This window comes from Acinetobacter sp. TW_SC_4 (assembly GCF_054861205.1).
Window position 1 is genome coordinate 12,557 of sequence record NZ_JBSLRK010000002.1, and the last position, 18,059, is coordinate 30,615.

At 42.2% G+C, this 18,059-nt stretch carries 17 protein-coding genes and 3 pseudogenes; 8 read left to right on the plus strand and 12 right to left on the minus strand.

Features of this window, described 5'->3' with window-relative positions; translation table 11 throughout:
* Positions 1-155: 155 nt before the first annotated feature.
* From fghA to ACWM1W_RS15585, 3 genes are all read right to left on the minus strand, one after another.
* A complete protein-coding gene (gene fghA, locus ACWM1W_RS15575) occupies positions 156-986 on the minus strand; it encodes an S-formylglutathione hydrolase (protein WP_034171248.1) in 831 nt (276 codons plus the stop codon).
* Between the two features lie 228 nt (positions 987-1,214).
* Positions 1,215-2,327 (minus strand): S-(hydroxymethyl)glutathione dehydrogenase/class III alcohol dehydrogenase, encoded by a 1,113-nt coding sequence (locus ACWM1W_RS15580; RefSeq protein WP_000842149.1) that lies wholly within the window; start codon positions 2,325-2,327, stop codon positions 1,215-1,217.
* Between the two features lie 21 nt (positions 2,328-2,348).
* Positions 2,349-2,624, minus strand: coding sequence for a metal/formaldehyde-sensitive transcriptional repressor (locus tag ACWM1W_RS15585; protein ID WP_001133624.1), 276 nt, complete (start codon positions 2,622-2,624; stop codon positions 2,349-2,351).
* Between the two features lie 468 nt (positions 2,625-3,092).
* Here ACWM1W_RS15585 and ACWM1W_RS15590 point away from each other — a divergent pair, with 468 nt between their 5' ends.
* Together ACWM1W_RS15590 and ACWM1W_RS15595 are read left to right on the plus strand one after the other, a co-directional pair.
* Complete coding sequence (locus tag ACWM1W_RS15590; protein ID WP_312088294.1) at positions 3,093-4,088, plus strand: zinc-dependent alcohol dehydrogenase family protein; 996 nt, start codon at positions 3,093-3,095, stop codon at positions 4,086-4,088.
* A complete protein-coding gene (locus ACWM1W_RS15595) occupies positions 4,078-5,094 on the plus strand; it encodes a zinc-dependent alcohol dehydrogenase family protein (RefSeq protein ID WP_005237577.1) in 1,017 nt (338 codons plus the stop codon). The genes ACWM1W_RS15590 and ACWM1W_RS15595 overlap by 11 nt, the downstream gene beginning before the upstream one ends.
* 14 nt (positions 5,095-5,108) lie before the next feature.
* Here the strand turns inward: ACWM1W_RS15595 and ACWM1W_RS15600 are convergent, their stop codons facing one another.
* Positions 5,109-6,008, minus strand: coding sequence for a LysR family transcriptional regulator (locus ACWM1W_RS15600; RefSeq protein ID WP_461603324.1), 900 nt, complete (start codon positions 6,006-6,008; stop codon positions 5,109-5,111).
* Positions 6,009-6,143: 135 nt separating this feature from the next.
* Between ACWM1W_RS15600 and ACWM1W_RS15605 the strand changes: the two genes are divergently transcribed.
* From ACWM1W_RS15605 to ACWM1W_RS15620, 4 genes and pseudogenes are all read left to right on the plus strand, one after another.
* Entirely contained in the window at positions 6,144-6,884 is a 741-nt protein-coding gene (locus ACWM1W_RS15605) for an SDR family oxidoreductase (RefSeq protein WP_375726168.1), read from the plus strand.
* 71 nt (positions 6,885-6,955) lie between these two features.
* Positions 6,956-7,954, plus strand: coding sequence for a zinc-binding alcohol dehydrogenase family protein (locus ACWM1W_RS15610; protein ID WP_375726167.1), 999 nt, complete (start codon positions 6,956-6,958; stop codon positions 7,952-7,954).
* Between the two features lie 20 nt (positions 7,955-7,974).
* Entirely contained in the window at positions 7,975-8,259 is a 285-nt protein-coding gene (locus ACWM1W_RS15615) for a putative quinol monooxygenase (RefSeq protein ID WP_312329279.1), read from the plus strand.
* Between the two features lie 175 nt (positions 8,260-8,434).
* A pseudogene (locus ACWM1W_RS15620) lies at positions 8,435-8,674 on the plus strand (integrase core domain-containing protein); the annotation flags it as partial.
* A 283-nt stretch (positions 8,675-8,957) separates the two neighbouring features.
* Here the strand turns inward: ACWM1W_RS15620 and ACWM1W_RS15625 are convergent.
* From ACWM1W_RS15625 to ACWM1W_RS15640, 4 genes are all read right to left on the minus strand, one after another.
* Positions 8,958-9,272, minus strand: a complete 315-nt coding sequence (locus tag ACWM1W_RS15625; protein WP_005237573.1) for a DUF6088 family protein — start codon at positions 9,270-9,272, stop codon at positions 8,958-8,960.
* A 66-nt stretch (positions 9,273-9,338) separates the two neighbouring features.
* The gene (gene acnA / locus ACWM1W_RS15630) at positions 9,339-12,095 is read right to left on the minus strand and encodes an aconitate hydratase AcnA (RefSeq protein ID WP_375726166.1); all 2,757 of its coding nucleotides are present in this window, start codon (positions 12,093-12,095) and stop codon (positions 9,339-9,341) included.
* A 245-nt stretch (positions 12,096-12,340) separates the two neighbouring features.
* Positions 12,341-12,652: a chaperone modulator CbpM gene (locus ACWM1W_RS15635; RefSeq protein ID WP_004780103.1), complete on the minus strand. Its 312-nt coding sequence runs from the start codon at positions 12,650-12,652 to the stop codon at positions 12,341-12,343.
* Positions 12,653-12,663: 11 nt separating this feature from the next.
* The gene (locus ACWM1W_RS15640) at positions 12,664-13,581 is read right to left on the minus strand and encodes a DnaJ C-terminal domain-containing protein (protein WP_286712918.1); all 918 of its coding nucleotides are present in this window, start codon (positions 13,579-13,581) and stop codon (positions 12,664-12,666) included.
* A 232-nt stretch (positions 13,582-13,813) separates the two neighbouring features.
* On the opposite strand from ACWM1W_RS15640, the pseudogene ACWM1W_RS15645 reads away from it, so the two are divergent.
* Both ACWM1W_RS15645 and ACWM1W_RS15650 read left to right on the plus strand, forming a co-directional pair.
* A pseudogene (locus ACWM1W_RS15645) lies at positions 13,814-13,936 on the plus strand (ion transporter); the annotation flags it as partial.
* Positions 13,932-14,171, plus strand: a pseudogene (locus tag ACWM1W_RS15650) (ATP-binding protein); the annotation flags it as partial. The pseudogenes ACWM1W_RS15645 and ACWM1W_RS15650, both read left to right, overlap by 5 nt.
* Here the strand turns inward: ACWM1W_RS15650 and bioD are convergent.
* Genes bioD through bioA form a run of 4 tightly spaced genes read right to left on the minus strand, consistent with a single transcriptional unit; the run spans position 14,149 to position 17,994 of the window.
* A complete protein-coding gene (bioD, locus tag ACWM1W_RS15655; RefSeq protein WP_004780106.1) occupies positions 14,149-14,802 on the minus strand; it encodes a dethiobiotin synthase in 654 nt (217 codons plus the stop codon). The pseudogene ACWM1W_RS15650 and the gene bioD sit on opposite strands and share 23 nt — an antisense overlap.
* Positions 14,799-15,554: a malonyl-ACP O-methyltransferase BioC gene (gene bioC, locus ACWM1W_RS15660; RefSeq protein ID WP_375726165.1), complete on the minus strand. Its 756-nt coding sequence runs from the start codon at positions 15,552-15,554 to the stop codon at positions 14,799-14,801. The genes bioD and bioC overlap by 4 nt, the downstream gene beginning before the upstream one ends.
* Positions 15,551-16,720, minus strand: coding sequence for an 8-amino-7-oxononanoate synthase (locus tag ACWM1W_RS15665; protein WP_286712911.1), 1,170 nt, complete (start codon positions 16,718-16,720; stop codon positions 15,551-15,553). Before ACWM1W_RS15665 ends, bioC begins: the two co-directional genes overlap by 4 nt.
* A complete protein-coding gene (bioA, locus tag ACWM1W_RS15670; RefSeq protein WP_005237570.1) occupies positions 16,717-17,994 on the minus strand; it encodes an adenosylmethionine--8-amino-7-oxononanoate transaminase in 1,278 nt (425 codons plus the stop codon). Before bioA ends, ACWM1W_RS15665 begins: the two co-directional genes overlap by 4 nt.
* Positions 17,995-18,059: the final 65 nt, after the last annotated feature.

Consider the following 18,059-nt stretch of genomic DNA (forward strand, 5'->3'; position numbering starts at 1 on the left):
CAAAAAATTAAGATATGAGATGATTAAATTCAATCTTAGTTATATAAGGATCAATTGACTCTACCTTAGATTTATAAGCTGACCTCTTCATCTGGAAATTATATTGCTCAAGAAGCATTCAAGAACAATAGTGTACATCCTCATATCTATGAAAGTTATTTAGCTAGGAATTTGCTGTGAAACTCTAGATGTTTCTCTATAAAGCTCGCAATGAAGTAATAGCTATGGTCATACCCTTCTCTTAGGTTAAGTGTAAGAGGATATTCTTGTTCCAAACAAATATCACTAAGAAGCTTAGGCCTTAACTGTTCTTCAAGAAAATCATCAGCTGTTCCCTGATCGACTAAAATAGGTAAATGAACTTCAGCGTTTTTGATTAATTCAATCGCATCATAGCTTTTCCATAAAGTTTCGGTTTCACCTAAGTAGTGTGTAAAAGCCTTTTTCCCCCAAGGTACTTGGCTAGGTGCAACAATTGGTGCAAAAGCAGAAATACTTTTATACAGCTCAGAATTTTTTAACCCAATTACTAATGCACCATGACCACCCATGCTATGCCCCATAATGCTTTGGACTTGATTGGTCGGAAAATTCAGGTCAATCAGATTTCTGAGCTCTTCCACAATATAATCATACATTTTGAAATGCTGTGACCAGGGTGCTTGTGTTGCATTCACATAGAATCCTGCGCCTTGGCCTAAATCATAATCTGCATGATCTGGTACATCCTCTCCACGTGGGCTGGTATCTGGTGCAACAATAATGACTTTATGTTCAGCCGCATACTTTTGTGCTCCGGCTTTAGTAATAAAGTTCTGTTCGTTGCAAGTCAGTCCTGATAACCAATATAAAACTGGCAACCGCTCATCTTTATCATGAGGTGGCAGATATATTGAGAATTTCATTGAACAGTTTAATGCTATTGACTGATGGCGATACACTTCTTGCGATCCACCAAAAGAAGCATGTTTCTCAATTATTTCCATAATCAATTACCTATGTTGAGCAAGACTTCATGAGAAATCGAGTAAACAAAGAGTCTGACATTCTCCACAGAGAATAGTGATAAAGATTTAAAATGTAGGCAGGTTTATTGAACCTATACATGATGCCTACACAGATAGATCTGTTTTACAGATGATGTGCCGTTTTAGAGGATTCCATGCATATCATTCATGATGCACATGCATGGAAAAGTATAAGGTCTGATGGAATTATTCGTAATGAATTACAGTACGAATTGACTTACCTTCATGCATTAGATCAAAGGCTTCATTGATCTGATCCAAGCCCATCGTATGTGTCACAAATGGTTCTAATTGAATTTTACCTTTCATGGCATCTTCAACCATTCCTGGAAGTTGCGTGCGACCTTTTACGCCACCAAAAGCAGAACCTAACCATTTACGACCAGTAACCAGTTGGAATGGACGGGTAGAGATTTCTTGACCTGCGCCAGCTACACCAATAATTACGGATTGTCCCCAGCCACGGTGTGCACTTTCAAGGGCTGCACGCATTACATTCACGTTACCAATACATTCAAATGAATGATCTACACCCCAGCCAGTCATTTCGACAATTACTTGCTGGATCGGTTTATCGTAGTCTTTAGGGTTCAAGAAGTCCGTTGCACCAAACTCTTTTGCCAGCGCAAATTTATCTGGATTCATGTCAACCACAATAATACGTCCTGCTTTAGCTTGACGTGCGGCTTGTACGACTGCCAGACCAATACCACCTAAACCAAAGACCGCAACACTATCACCTTCTTGTACTTTAGCGGTGTTGTGTACTGCACCGATACCCGTTGTGACACCACAACCTAGTAAGCAGACATGTTCGTGATTGGCTTCAGGATTGATTTTAGCCAATGATACTTCTGCCACTACCGTGTATTCACTGAACGTTGAGCAGCCCATATAGTGGTAAATCGGTTGACCATTATAGGAAAAACGAGTTGTGCCATCTGGCATTACGCCTCTACCTTGAGTTTCGCGAACGGAAATACACAAGTTCGATTTTCCAGATTTACAGAATACGCACTCGCCACATTCAGCGGTGTAAAGTGGAATTACATGATCACCTGGTTTGACGCTAGTCACGCCTTCACCAACCTCAACTACGACACCAGCACCTTCATGCCCGAGAATAGCCGGAAAAACACCTTCAGGATCATCGCCAGATAAAGTAAATGCGTCTGTATGACACACACCGGTATGGGAGATCTTGATTAATACTTCACCTTTCTTCGGTGGTGCAACATCAACCTCAACAATTTGAAGAGGTTGACCAGGACCAAACGCAACAGCAGCACGTGACTTCATGGAATAATTCCTTATACAGATCTATTTTAAATATGATTTTAGAATCTTGGCGATTTCAGCCAATTCTTCTTTTCTTTGTTGTTCTGTGGTTTCACCTGATACTAAAGTGTCTTTTAAATGAACCTCTAACATCTCATTCATTAAACCATTAATAGCACCACGCACAGAGCATATTTGTTGCAGAATTGCACCACATTCCACATTGTCTTCTAACGCTTTTTCAATCGCTTGCGTCTGACCTTTGATCTTTCTGACGCGTAGAAGAATCTTTTTTTTGTCTTCAACCTGATTAGGCATCAGACCTCCTTATTTGCTAGCATTTATACTATAGTACCCCATAGTATAAAAAAAGCAATAATTTTTATAAATCGAAAAATCAAAAAGGTCTTTAGCGAAAATTTTCTATCCCTGTTTTTAGTTTTTTTAAATTAACATCGTAGAGCTTATGCGAAGGTCACAAAAAAAATGGGACTTTTAGCTGCCATTTTTTATTTTGGCTCATGTTCTTTGTAATGCTGTGACCTTTTAGAATTATGTTTCAAATTTTAGCCACTTTGTAGATATTCTGAACGTTTCAAGCCTTGAAAATACTACCGACAGTTTAGATTAAACTGCCTTTACAGACTGTAATAGAATATTTTTAGTGAGCGGATGATATTTATTATTCATTATTTAGGAATTATTAAATCCTATAAATATCATTTATTGGATTAATTTACTTTGGTACTGTGCATATCATCCCCCAGTTAAGAATAAGGAACAACTATGAATAAGATGATGAATGCTCTTATCCTAGAAAATTTTGGTGCTCATGAATTTACACGTGTAGAACTCCCTATACCTCAACCAGAGGCTGGGCAAGTTCTAGTACGTATTCATGCCAGTGGTGTAAACCCTATTGATTATAAAATTCGTCTTGGTGAAGCACCATATGCTATGCCAGAGCTTCCTGCCGTGTTGGGAACAGATATGGCTGGGGTTGTAACTGCTATTGGTGAAGGTGTCACTCACTTCAACGTCGGAGATGAAGTTTACGGTCTGATTGGTGGCGTTCGTAATCTTCAAGGATCTTTAGCAGAATATGTTGTAGCAGATGCTGATCTGATCGCATTAAAGCCACGGAATATCTCTATGCGCGAGGCAGCAGTACTACCATTGACGTTCCTCACCGCTTGGGAAGGTTTAGTGGATAATGCGAAGGTCCAACCAGGGCAAACTGTACTGGTTCAAGGTGGTGCTGGTGGCGTTGGTTATATGGTGGTTCAGCTTGCAAAAGCACTTGATGCAAATGTTTGGGCGACTGGTCGTACAGCTGATCAATCACTGATTTCAGAACTCGGTGCAACACCTCTCGATTACACAACAGCATCTTCCGATGACATTATTGCTGCAAGCCCTGAGGGTCAAGGTTTTAACATTGTTTACGACACTGTGGGTGGTCCAGTACTCGAAGCTTCACTTTCCATGACAACTCACTATGGCCACATTACCAGCTGTGCTGCATTTGGTAATCATAATTTAGCGAGTTCATCTCTACGGTGTGCCACAGTGTCTGGCGTATTCGTCCTAATGCCGATGTTAACAGGCAATCGCCGCGCTCATCATGGTGATATCCTTAAGATCGCGACTCGTCTCGTTGAGGAAGGTAAACTGCGTCCTATTGTTGATCCTCGTCATTTTACTCTAGACCAAGCGATTGAGGCTCATGATGCTGTTCAAGATCGCTCTGCCAATATTAAGGTAGTGATTGATGTCATTTAACGCACTTCAGGCCAAGACTTGGCGCTTCAATAGTATTGGAGATACAGATGTTCTGACATTAGAAACACTTCCTGTTGCTTTACCAGCAGCAGGAGAAGTTCTAATCCAGATGAAAACGATCGGACTCAACCGGGCTGATGTAATGTTTCGGCGTGGTACTTATATTCAAAAGGCAGTATTCCCTTCTCGTCTGGGATATGAGGGAGCAGGCATAGTTCTTGCGATAGGTGAAGATGTACGCCAATTTTCTCCAGGAGATGCAGTATCGATTCTTCCGACTGACAATCTAGCCAAATATGGGACATATACGGACAAGCTTCTGATTCCAGAAACTTTTTTAGTTCACAAACCTGATAGTTTAAGCTGGGAAGAAGCTTCTTCAATCTGGATGCAGTATTTGACGGCTTGGGGTGGTGTAATCCATGCTGGTGGAGTTTCGAAAGGAAAAACGATCTTGATCACAGCAGCTTCAAGTAGTGTAGGACTAGCTGCGATACAGATCGCTGAAGCAGCGGGTGCTAAGGTCATTGCAAGTACACAAACGATAGAGAAAAAGCAACGTTTACTGGATCTCGGTGTTAAAAATGTTATAGCCAGTGAAGATGAACCCGATTTGTATGAGGCGCTTGTTTCACGTTTGGGTGGAGAATATCTTGATGTCGCCTTTGATGCTGTAGGAGGGCCACATATTGAACAGATTGCAAAAGCGATGTCTGTGGGAGGAACTATGGTTATGCATGGTGCACTTAGCCCAGAGATCACACCATTTCCCCTTAAAGTTGCATTACGCAAGAGCTTAACCATGCGAGGTTTTTTGTTCCTTGAGGTTCTGCATGACCCTGTTCTAAGGGAGCAAGCCAGACGATTTATTCTTAGCAGTATAGGTGCAGGATATCTTCGTCCAGTGATCGACCGTTGCTTTAACTTTGAGGACATGCATGACGCTCAGCGCTATCTTGAATCAAATCAGCAAATAGGAAAAATTGTAGTTACTCTAGATACATGATGGTCTTATCTGATTCAGGTTTCTATATGGCCCAGCACTTCCATTAAGTAATCAAACAATGCTCGGATTCGCAAAGGTGTCGGGCCCCGCTGTGGACGATATAAATACAGGCGCCAAACAGGAGAGGTTTCCTCATGAAGTATCTGAATGAGCTTACCACTCCTAAGCCACGGCAAAACTAGAAATCCAGGCATGTGTCCGAATCCAACTCCAGCGAGAATCGCTTGAAATTCAGCTTCTAGATCATCTGTAATAAAACGGGGCTTTGATGGCGTAAAGCTTCGACTTTCGGTGAATGTCCATGGCCAGTAACGTCCTGTTTTATGATCGACTAATGCTGTTAGAGGGTATTTATCTAGGTCAATAATTTTTTTGGGCATTCCAACCTTATCAATTAACTCTGGCGTACCCACGGAATAAAAGTTCACTTTAGCCAATTCCCTTGCCACATATCGATTGTCCGGCAAAAATCCAAATCTGATCCCGATATCTATCCGCTCATCGATCACATCCGAGTGTGAATCTGTTAGCACACAATCCACGACAATATCTGGATAACGTGTGGCAAATTCTGCTAGTGCAGGTACTACCAATTTGCGCCCTAACACAGACGACACAGTAACACGGACAGTCCCACGCATTTCATCTCGTTTTTCCTTGGTGTCTTTTACAAGCAGAGCATCAATGGATCCCACCGCAAAACGTGCTTGCTTTGCCAGACGCTCACCATCAGCGGTAATTTTAATTTGTCGAGTACTCCTGTAGAACAGAATCTCTCCGCGCTGCTCTTCTAGCTCTTTTATTGCCCGTGTCACTAACTGTGGGGAAATACCCAGCTGAGTGGCTGCCTCTTTAAAATTTCGAGACTCTGCTGCGACACAAAAGATACGCATCATTTCCAATTTGTTCTGCATGTCCAATCCTGTGTTATGGTAATTATTCCGTAAATAGGAATTCTGAAAGATAATATTATTCATTTATTATACCTAACAAGGCTGTAATACTTAATCCATCAAATATGATTGACAGATAGGTTGAAGGTTACTTGTATGAATAATATAGAAAATAAAGTTATTGTTATCACTGGTGCAAGTAGTGGTTTAGGTGAAGCTACTGCTCGCTTACTTGCTAAAAAAGGTGCAAAGGTTGTACTTGGTGCTAGACGTACTGAAAAATTAGAGGCTATTGTTCACGACATTCGTACTGAAGGTGGTCAAGCTGAATTTATTGGTATGGATATAACCAAACCACAGGAAGTACAAGCACTTATTGAAAAGGCATTAAGCGCATTTGGTCAAATCGATGTATTGGTAAACAATGCTGGATTAATGTCTATTGCACCATTAAGTGAGCTAAAAGTTGATGAATGGGATCGTATGATCGACATCAATATTAAAGGTGTTCTTTATGGTATAGCAGCTACCCTACCTGTTTTCCAAAAACAAAACTTTGGACACTTTATTAATCTCGCATCTGTTGCAGGGATAAAAGTATTTAGTCCAGGAGGTACTGTTTATAGCGGTACTAAGTTTGCTGTAAGAGCCATCTCTGAAGGACTTCGTCATGAAGTTGGGGGAACAATTAGAACCACTACTATTGAGCCTGGTGCAGTTGAGTCAGAACTAAAATTTGGTTCTTCTCATAAAGAAAGTTCAGAGTTTGTTACTGATTTCTACAAACAAGCCATACCAGCTGACTCAGTCGCTCGAGCAATTGCTTATGCAATTGAACAGCCTGCGGATGTAGATATTAATGAAATTGTTTTGCGCCCAATGAGCCAAGAGTTTTAATAATTGAATAACAAAAAATGGGAGCACCTTGCTCCCATTTTTACTATATTTTTAAAGTTAAGGACAAATCTATGAAAGCCGTATCGTATGTTATCAATAACCATGATGATTTTAAAAATTCATTGGTAGATATTGAAAAAGCTAAGCCTACGCTTAAGGAGCGTGATGTACTGGTAAAAGTTCAGGCAATCTCTGTGAATCCAGTTGATACTAAAGTGAGAAAAAATTCGTCTGAAGCAAATAATCGTATTTTAGGTTGGGATGCCGTTGGGGAAATTATTGAAATTGGCTCAAAAGTTACCTCGTTTAAAGTAGGAGATTCTGTTTGGTATGCTGGCGATTTAACCCGAGATGGTAGTAATGCTGAGTTTCAAGCAGTCGATGAACGAATTATCAGTCTTAAACCCATTACAGTATCTAATGCAGAAGCAGCAGCATTGCCATTAACTGCAATAACGGCATGGGAAATGCTGTTTGATCGGTTTCAAATTTCAGAAACAGAAGTTGGCAGTATTCTAATTATTGGTGGTGCAGGCGGTGTAGGATCTATCGCTATCCAACTCCTAAAAGCAAAAACAAATCTGACCGTTATAGCAACAGCTTCACGTGAAGAAACGAAATCTTGGGTGGAATCACTGGGTGCCGACCATGTCATTGATCATAGCAAAGATTTAAATGCACAAATCGAGACACTAGGCATTGCAAAACCAAAGTATGTATTCTCTACAAATCATACAGAAACATATATCAAGCAAATAGTTTCTCTGATTGCACCACAAGGCAAGCTTGGATTGATCGATGATCCACAAACATTTGATATTATGCCGTTTAAGACTAAATCTATTTCTATCCATTGGGAGTTGATGTTCACCCGTTCAATGTTTGAAACCGATGATATCGAAAAGCAAGGTGAACTGTTGCAACAGGTTGCCCAATTAGTTGACCAGCAAAAAATTAGAAGTACGCTTAAACAAAATCTAGGCAAAATTAACGCTGCAAACTTGGAGAAGGCGCATAAGTTGCTTGAATCAGGTAAGTCAAAAGGCAAAATTGTACTAGAAAACTTCTAAAACAAATTAAAGGTGAAATAATGACTATTTCAGTAATTGCGAACTTTAAGGCAAAATCAGATCAAAAAGAGAGGTTAGAAGCGCTTTTACAAAGTGTAATAGAGCCTACGCTGCAAGAAGAAGGATGCTTGAAATATGAGCTTTATATTAGCGAAAATGACTCGAGTAGATATTTCTTCTTAGAAGAATGGCGTAGCAGGGAGGATTTAGATATCCATATAGCGTCTGATTATATTCAAAGTTTATTTGATAATATCCAATCGCTCATTGAATCAAGTGATATTGTAGAAATCAAAAAAATATAGCTGTATTCGGACGTTATGATGAAGTATTCTTCAAATTAACATAGGGACTTAGAAAGCTAACAAAAAATGGGAGCTCTAAGCTCCTATTTTTTCTGATTTTTTAATAGTAACCTAGGATTCAACAAATTATGCCCCTAAGGGGAGCCACCCATACCCTGCATTTTGACAATAATGTCATCGTTTAGAGGCAGCAAATTTACGAGCATCAGTCGGTACGACTGGTGATTCATATGATAATGCTTTGGCTGAAACGGTGAATGGCTTATACAAAACAAAGGTGATTGAATATTTAAAAGCAGATTGGTAAGGTTTAACAGATGTACAACTTGCGATACTAAACTGGGTAGATTGGTTCAATAAAAAGCGTGTACACAGTGCACTGGGTTATGTATCGCCTTTTGAGTTTGTGGCCTAACTTAAATAAAAAGTCTCCGACAAACCCGGTACGGTTCAATCACATGAATAGTGCTATTTTGTAGTACCAGTATTTCAATATGATGAATCAAGGTGATATTAAAAGGCTCTCCCTTTGTATATAGAAATCAGTCCTTAAAGCTGCTTAATCAACCGTCTAACTTTCGAGGATCATATCAGGTTCGGCGGACACTTACCTGTCTACACATAGAAATTGCACCAATACCAAATCCATCAGCGACATCTGCAAACTGTTTTTATATCAGGCATTAATTGGCTACAACCTACAGACAATTGGCGTATAAAACGATGTAGGGTTTTAATTTGAGTAAAGACTGGAATCTAGGTGGGTTGACCAGATAAATATTTTCCGTAGCCTTACCCAACGTAATCTGTACATCCAATCTTTTTAATGCCTCGAAGATCACTGCATCAGCGCCTTCTAGACAGGCTGGTATTATTTTTCCGGTCATTTGGTTTTTTCTTACTTTGGTATAAATACCATAACCCACTTTAATTAGCTCACCTTCTTGAACTAAGTTTCGCAGAGTTCTTTCAATTTGGTCATAATTTGCAATGTCATTAAAATCATTTCGCATAAATAAGTCAGTAAAACTGCTTAACTGGCCGGCATTGTGGCCGGTGTCGGGTTTTCATCATCCAATTTAGGAAGCGAGCAAATTGCGTAAAACATAGTGCAAGATCCCACCTGCCTTAAAGTATTCCACCTCATTCAAGGTATCAATACGACACAACACCTGAAAATGGCTATATGTACCATCGGTATGTTGCACTTCTACATCCAGCATTTGATGCGGATGAATATCATCCGACAATCCTAGAATTGATAGGGTTTCATGCCCGGTCAGGTTCAAGATCTGCCGGTTCTGACCCTCCACAAACTGTAAAGGTAACACCTCCATGCCGACCAGATTAGAACGGTGAATCCGCTCAAAACTTTCAGCAATCACTGCTTTCACCCCCAATAGGTTGGTGCCTTTGGCCGCCCAGTCACGTGAAGAACCAGTGCCATATTCTTTCCCGGCAATAATCACGAGTGGGGTTTGTTCTGCCTGATAGCGCATTGCCGCATCATAAATCGAGAGTTTTTCTGCACTTGGAATATGCAGAGTATTGCCACCTTCCTCCCCACCCAGCATTTCGTTTTTGATGCGGATATTGGCAAAGGTGCCTCGCATCATCACCTCATGGTTGCCACGGCGGGATCCATAAGAGTTAAAGTCTTTTGCATCAACCCCCTGTTGCTGCAAATATCGTCCGGCAGGACTATCTTTTTTGATGTTGCCTGCAGGGGAAATATGGTCCGTCGTGACTGAATCTCCCAATACAGCCAAAATCCGTGCCTGTTTGATCTGCTGAATTGGTCGCACCGGCTGATCAATTTCTGCAAAAAAGGGTGGATGTCGGATATAGGTCGATTGTTCATCCCAAGTATAGGTTTGACTTTGAGGAATCTGGATCGCTTTCCACTTGGCATCACCTTCAAACACTTCCGCATATTCTTTATGGAACATCTCAGTATTCAAGTTCTGCAGTGCGGCATCAATTTCCATCTGTGTCGGCCAAATATCTTTTAAATAAACTGCTTGCCCATCAAAGCCTTCACCTATCGGCTCAGCAGTGAGATCAGTTCGAATATTCCCGACCAAACTATAGGCAACAACCAAGGGGGGAGATGCTAACCAATTGGTTTTCACCAAAGGATGCACTCGTCCTTCAAAGTTACGGTTTCCGGAAAGCACTGAGGCTACATTCAAATCGAAACATTGCACAGCTTCTTCAATCGCTTCAGGTAAAGGTCCCGAATTACCAATACAGGTGGTACAACCATAACCTACCAGGTTATAACCCAGTTGATTCAAATAAGGCGTCAACCCTGCTGCATTGAGATAATCGGTAACCACTTTAGAACCTGGAGCCAGTGAACTTTTCACCCAGGGTTTCCGCTGCAAACCTTTTTCGATTGCCTTTTTGGCCAATAGCCCTGCTGCCAACATGACACTGGGATTCGAAGTGTTAGTACAGGAGGTAATCGCTGAAATCACCACGTCACCATGCTGCAACGGATATTTTTTACCCTCAATCATACAAAAAACATTTTCATGGGGCAGGTTGGCCTGTCTCGCTTCAACAGCCGTACCTCCCCCTCCTTCATTTTCCAGACGCTCTTTTTCTTCTTTGACCGGTTTCAAGGTCAGATCCATGAAGGCATCAAAGGTTCTCGGCACTTGTGACAATAGTACACGATCCTGTGGGCGTTTCGGACCCGCCAGACTGGCTTCTACCGTCGACATATCTAAAGCCAGCGTATCTGTAAAGACGGGTTCATCCCCCGGATTGCGCCATAATCCTTGCAACTTGCTATAAGCCTCTACCAAGGCAATTCTTTCCGGCTGACGTCCTGTTAAACGTAAATAGGAAAGCGTCACCTCATCAACCGGGAAAAAGCCACAGGTAGCGCCATACTCCGGTGCCATATTGGCAATCGTGGCACGGTCCGCCAAGGGTAAATCGGCCAGGCCATCACCATAAAATTCGACAAATTTTCCAACTACGCTTTTTTGGCGCAGCATCTGGGTAATGGTCAGCACCAGATCAGTTGCTGTAATCCCTTCTTTGAGTTTACCGGTAAGCTTAAAGCCGATCACTTCCGGAATTAGCATGGAGATCGGTTGGCCTAGCATGGCCGCTTCCGCCTCAATACCACCTACCCCCCAGCCTAACACGCCTAAGCCATTGATCATGGTGGTATGTGAATCGGTACCGACCAAGGTATCAGGAAAGGCAAAGCGCTGCCCATCGACCTCATTGCTCCAGACCACTTGTGCCAGATATTCCAGATTGACTTGGTGGCAAATCCCGGTTCCTGGCGGCACCACGCGAAACTGATTGAGTGCCGCCTGCCCCCAGCGCAGAAACTGGTAGCGTTCGCCGTTGCGTTGCATCTCAATGGTAACATTCTGCTCAAAAGCTTGCGGGCTGGCAAAGTAATCGACCATCACCGAGTGATCGATGACTAAATCCACCGGTGACAACGGATTAATTTTTTCCGGATCACCGCCGGCTTTGGCCACTGCTGCACGCATTGCAGCAAGATCAACCACTGCAGGAACACCGGTAAAATCCTGCATCAGCACCCGTGCCGGACGATACTGGATTTCCTGTTCTGAAGTTCGGTCGTTAAGCCATCCTGCCAAGGCATGAATATGCTCGGTCTTCACCGTGAGCTGATCTTCAAAACGTAATAAATTTTCCAGCAAGACCTTTAAAGATTTGGGCAGCCGGGACAGGTCGCCCAACTGCACTTGCAATTTGGATAGGTTGAAAATCTGATAGTGTTCTGAACCGACGGTTAATGTTTCTAAGGTATTAAAACTATTGATATCAGTATACTTGGCCATCTAGCTTCCCTCCTGCTTGAGCTGTTATTTTTATGATCACAGTCAACCACCTCTTTACTTACTGTATGCTAACTGAGCGGTGGGTTTGTTATTATTTATTATCGGATTGCGCTAGCCAGTTAAATGCAAGGCTGCCAGGGCATTTTTCCAGAGAGTTGCCGACATTTCAAATCTGGCATCAACAACGTTTCTGCCCATCCTAAGGACATAAGCTAAATTGACCAGCGTATTACTTTGTTCTGTGTCTATAAACGTCGAAGTTTCTCTAATTCTTCGATTAAATCCAACATCATGGCTACAGCAGTAAAACTTGCATCAAAATCACGCTGTAAACGATACGCTTTTTGTGCACGTGCCACATCATCCACTAAAAAATATAAATCTGATGCATTTACGCGATTCGGCAAAATATCGTATTCAATCAGTTGTAGAATCCATTCAGGACTTTGACCACAAACTTGAGCAAAACTATTTAAATCATAACGTTGTTGCTCATCTACAACTTCTGCCTGTTGGATATCTTCTAAGACCACCTCATAATATTTAACTGTCGTCATAATTTTATTCCTTATGATGATCTCGGCTTAAATTTGGAGAATGCTGCTGCAAATGCTTCATAAGCCTGTTGTTCTTGTTCGGTTTGTGCAGGTGGTTGCACAATATCGAGGATGAGGAATAAATGCCCTGCATCTTTAGCAGGAATCCCCTGATTTTTTAAACGTAATTGTTGACCTGTTTTGGCATTTTTTGGAATTTGAATATTGAGTTGTTTACCATTAGGTAAGCTTGCCGTAATCGATTGTCCAAGTGCTGCTTCCCATGGACTAATCTTCAGATGATGATAGACATCCGCGTTTTCAACATAAGTTGAATCTGTAGCTTTGTATTGGATTTCAATATACAGATCACCATTTTCACCCCCATGAATACCCGGTTGCCCCTGTCCGGTTAAACGAATTTTTTGCCCTGCTTTCATGCCTTTTGGAATTTTAATTTTTAAGACTTTACGCTGTACTTCTGCTTGCCCGTACGCATTGATAGTTGGAATCTGTAAAGTGACATTTTGAGTTGCACCATGGAATGCAACATCCAAATCTACTTCTAGAGTCGCGTGTTGATCATCACCTCTATAGGATGCTCGACCCTGATAACGCTGTTCATTGAAACCACCAAAACCGCCACCAAAGCGACCAAACAAGTCTTCAAACCCTGTAAAATCCTGTCCGCCCATATTTGAATAATATTGATGAGCATCCCTACCCTGGCTATTCTGTGGATGGTCTAATTCAAAATCATATTCTGCTTTTTTTTCATCATTACTTAACACATCGTAAGCAATGTTTAACTGTTGCATATGCTCTTCTGCATCAGCTTCTTTACTGACATCGGGATGATATTTTCTGGCAAGTTTACGATAAGCTTTTTTAATTTGCTCAACAGTTGCATCTCGAGGTACACCTAATATTTCATAATAATTCTTGGTCATCTCTGCCCTATTGGTGGTTTATGTTTTATTCATTATTCAATTTTTTTATAGCTAAAAAAACCTTTTAAAGATTTTTCTTGTTATAAATTATTTCTTTTACACAAGAAATAATTCTTTAAAATCATAGGATAATCTATATTTTTCTGACGACAGCCGCTAAATAATCTTGTCTTTTTTGAATTAGCCTGTTCGAAATCATGATTAGGATCAGTCTGCCTTTTGGTAGATAGCGCAAAATGGCTCATTTCAGGCGGTTATTTTTATCCTGCTGATCATGATCATTTTCGCGGCTGCTGGCGCATATGTGGTTGAAAACAAGGCGCAACCGGAAGTCTTTAGCTCCATCCCTGCATCCTGGTTGCCTAGTGATTAAAGATAATGAACAACAACTTACAGCCGAGGATATCCAACATTTAGGACAACGCTTCTGGCGCAAATCTGCTCAGCAGCACGGCCATGGTCTGGGACTGACATTAACCGCTAACCTGTTAAAACAATATGGTTATCTGCTCTCTTTTAATGCCCGACGGCCCTATGGGCTTCGCATTGAAATCAAGTGCGGCGTATCTAAGCGTGACCTGCAAGCTTAGGAATATCCAGCCATACGGCTGTTGGAAAATACTGGGGCAGATACTCCTTTAAATATTGAATAGTATCCATCGCAATCGTTTGGTCCTGATGGTCATCAGTATGGTTAAATGCCACAGCATGAAGTGTGACTTTACGCTGTTTGAGTAGCTCCAGGCTCAGTAAAGTATGATTAATACTGCCCAGACGGCCTGAAGTTACCAGAATGACAGGATAATCGTGCGCTGCAATATAATCGATTGTCAGCATGTCCCGGGTCAGCGGCACCATTAATCCTCCTGCCCCTTCAAGCAAAACCCGGTCATAACGCTCGGCCAGTATAGTGGCTGCCTGCTGAATTTTTTCGAAATCGATTGAACGCCGATCTAGTTCAGATGCCAGATGCGGTGAGGCTGGATAGCTAAAAATTTCTGGCATGGTCAGCTTGTCATGATCTTCAGGCAGCAGTCCACACCCCATGATCATCCTGTGCTGCTCAATATCTTCTGAAACATCCACATTGCCAGTTTGAATCAGCTTTTGGGTAATGGTTCGAATCCCCTGTTCATTCCAGCTTCTGGCTAAAAAACCGGTGGCATAGGTCTTACCAATAGCGGTATCAATGCCGCTGACAAAATAGATTTTCAAACTCATAGAGCCTTCCGTGCAATCAGGTAAATGGGATGGTAAGTCAAAGGATAACCCTCTGTTTCCGGGATCTGGAATTGAGCATAATGGTGCTCGAACTGCGCAAGTGAGCTTTTGCCCCAACGAAAACCCTGAGCCGTTGCCTGCACACCGGTAGATTTCATGTGTTTTAACACATCTCTAGGCTGGGCAAAGTTGAGTTGGATCCGTTCTTCATTTGCCATCAGCAGTTCAAAGCCCTGTGCCTGCAAGATATTTGCTACAGTTTCCAGTGGTAAATAATCCAGACCCTGTCCTGTTAATGCTTTAATTTCTTTTAAATTGTCTTCTGCATAACTGGCAAAACAGAAGTATCCTGATGGGTTCAAGGCATTGGCCACTTTTCGGATTAAGGCTGGTAGCTCCTGAATCCACTGCAAGGCTGAACAGGACGCCACCAAGTCTAAAGACTGCGGTAATGGCAACTGTTCGATATCGCCTATACCCCAGATGAATTGCTCAGTTTCAGGAAAATGCTGTTTCACTTCAGGATAAAGATCATTTAAAAACAACTGATCAACCCCATAATGCTGTAAAAAAGCATGGCTAAACAGACCTGAACCACAACCAATTTCTAGCGCACGTTGCATATGTGTTTGGGGAATATACTGTTGCATTAAATGAAGTAAATGTTGAGCGACATGGTGCTGTGCTACGGCATGCTGATCATAACTGTGCTGAGCCTGAGCAAATCGTTGTGCAATCAGTGTATTGTTCATGGCTGATACTGCTCCAGTACACTAAAACAGTGCTGAATTTCCTGATTCTTTATTCCGTGATGCAAACATATCCGCAGTCGTGACGAGTTTTTGGGAACAGTGGGTGGACGTACAGGCAATACATAAAAACCATAATCTTGCAAATAGGCTGCTGAAGCTACAGTCTGATGCGTATCTCCAATAATGACCGGAATAATCTGGGAACTTGACGGACAGTCATAACCCAGATTTTTTACTGCCTGCTGACTGTATTGTGATAATGCAGTTAACGATTGACGTTCTGCCTGTAAGCCCTGTTGATGCTGAAAGATAAAATTTGTCCAAGCCATACAGATGGGAGGTTGGGCCGTACTGAAAATGAGCGGGCGCATTGAATTAATCAAATATTCCCGGATTATCGGTTCGCAGACCAAATAGCCACCAACCGAAGCAAGCGCTTTACCAAAGGTACCTACTAGGAAGTCGATATCCCCTATCACATTATATTGCTCGGCACAGCCCAGTCCACGTAAACCGCGTACGCCTACCGCATGCGCTTCATCAACATACAGCATGACTTTAGGATGCTGTTTTTTTAGCGCCACCAAAGCAGTTAAATCGGTTTCATCCCCATCCATACTAAAAATGGATTCTGTGACGACAATGATACGTTCAATCGACTCATCTGAATGATATTTCAATAAAAGTTGTGCCAAGTGATCTAAATCATTATGCCGATATCGCACATAATTCGCTTTAGATAAACGGATACCATCAATCATACTGGCATGAACCAGTTTATCAGCAATGATTTGGGTTTTACTGTCTGCAAGCGCAGGTAAAATCCCGATATTCATATGATAGCCGCTATTAAACAGCAGTACCACACGGCCAAAGGCTTGCGACATGTTATGTTCAAGCTGTTCATAAGCGGGAAAATTTCCAGTCAGCAATCGGGAGGAACTGGCACTCATCTGCCGTTCAGAAACAGGAGTCATATCAAAAAATGCTTCCCGTAAATCCACTTGGCTGGCAAGACCTAGATAATCATTCGATGCCAGATTCAACATGGTTTTGCCGTTGAGTTCAAAATGGGCAGCACTGGTAATGTTGGATTTAAACTCGCGGTATTGCCCTTGTTGCTTTAATACATCAAGTTGCTGTGCAAAATGTTCGAGGTGATTCATGCTGCAAGCTCCAGGTGCTGAATCATAGCGATCATATGTTCCAGCAATGTCTGCAATTCGGCTGTAGAAATAATAAAAGGTGGCATGACATACACCATTCTGCCAAATGGACGAATCCATACACCACGACGAACACATTCTGCCTGGAATTCAGCTAGATTCACTGCCTGATGCAGCTCAACCACTCCAATTGCCCCAAGCACCCGCACATCTTTGACTACAGGATGCCCATCTAAAACATACAAAGTACTTAATTGCTGTTCAATACGCTGAATATTGGCTTGCCAGTCCTGTGCCAGTAAAAGCTGGATACTTTTTACTGCAACTGCACACGCCAACGGATTGGCCATAAAGGTCGGGCCGTGCATAAAAACACCCGCTTCCCCCCGAGAAATGGTCTCTGCAACCTGCCTAGTGGTGAGCGTAGCAGACAATGTCATATAGCCACCGGTCAGGGCTTTACCTAAACAAAGTATGTCAGGGATGATATCGGCATGCTCATAGGCAAATAGCTTACCAGTGCGTCCAAAACCTGTCGCAATCTCATCCAGAATCAGGAGTATATCGTATTGCTTACACAAAGCTTTGGCTTGGCGTAAGTATTCAGGATGATAAAAACGCATCCCTCCCGCACCCTGAACAATCGGCTCAATAATCATGGCTGCAATCTGCTCATGCTTTTCTGCCAGTAACTGTTTCAGTGGCTGGATATCCTGCTCCTGCCATTCGCCATTGAAGCGACTTTCAGGTGCAGGAACAAAATATCGATTAGGCAGGCTTGAACCGAAGATTTGATGCATACCCGTGACGGGATCGCAAACTGACATAGCGTTCCATGTATCACCATGGTAGCCCGAACGTGTCGTGACAAAATTACTTTTTTCCGGTTGACCTTGGGCATGCCAATATTGCACCGCCATTTTCAAGGCAACTTCTACAGCAACCGAACCGGAATCAGCAAAAAAGACTTTATCAAGCTCAGATGCCGTAATCTCCAGCAGGATTTTCGCAAGTTCAATGGCAGGCTGATGGGTCAATCCGCCAAACATCACGTGTGACATCTTATTCAGCTGCTCAATGGCGGCCTGATTCAGCTCAGGATGACTGTAGCCATGAATCGTACACCACCAGGAGGACATCCCATCAATCAGCGCCCTGCCATCTTCCAGATAGATCTGGGCACCGCTGGCGCTAGCGACCGGATAACATGGCAAGGGGGCAGTCATTGAGGTATAAGGATGCCAAATATGCTCTTGATCAAAAGCGTCAAACACAAAATTCATCCTGAAAAATTGTGGAAATATCGATCTTAGCCTGCTCAGTTGAAAATGCAAATGAC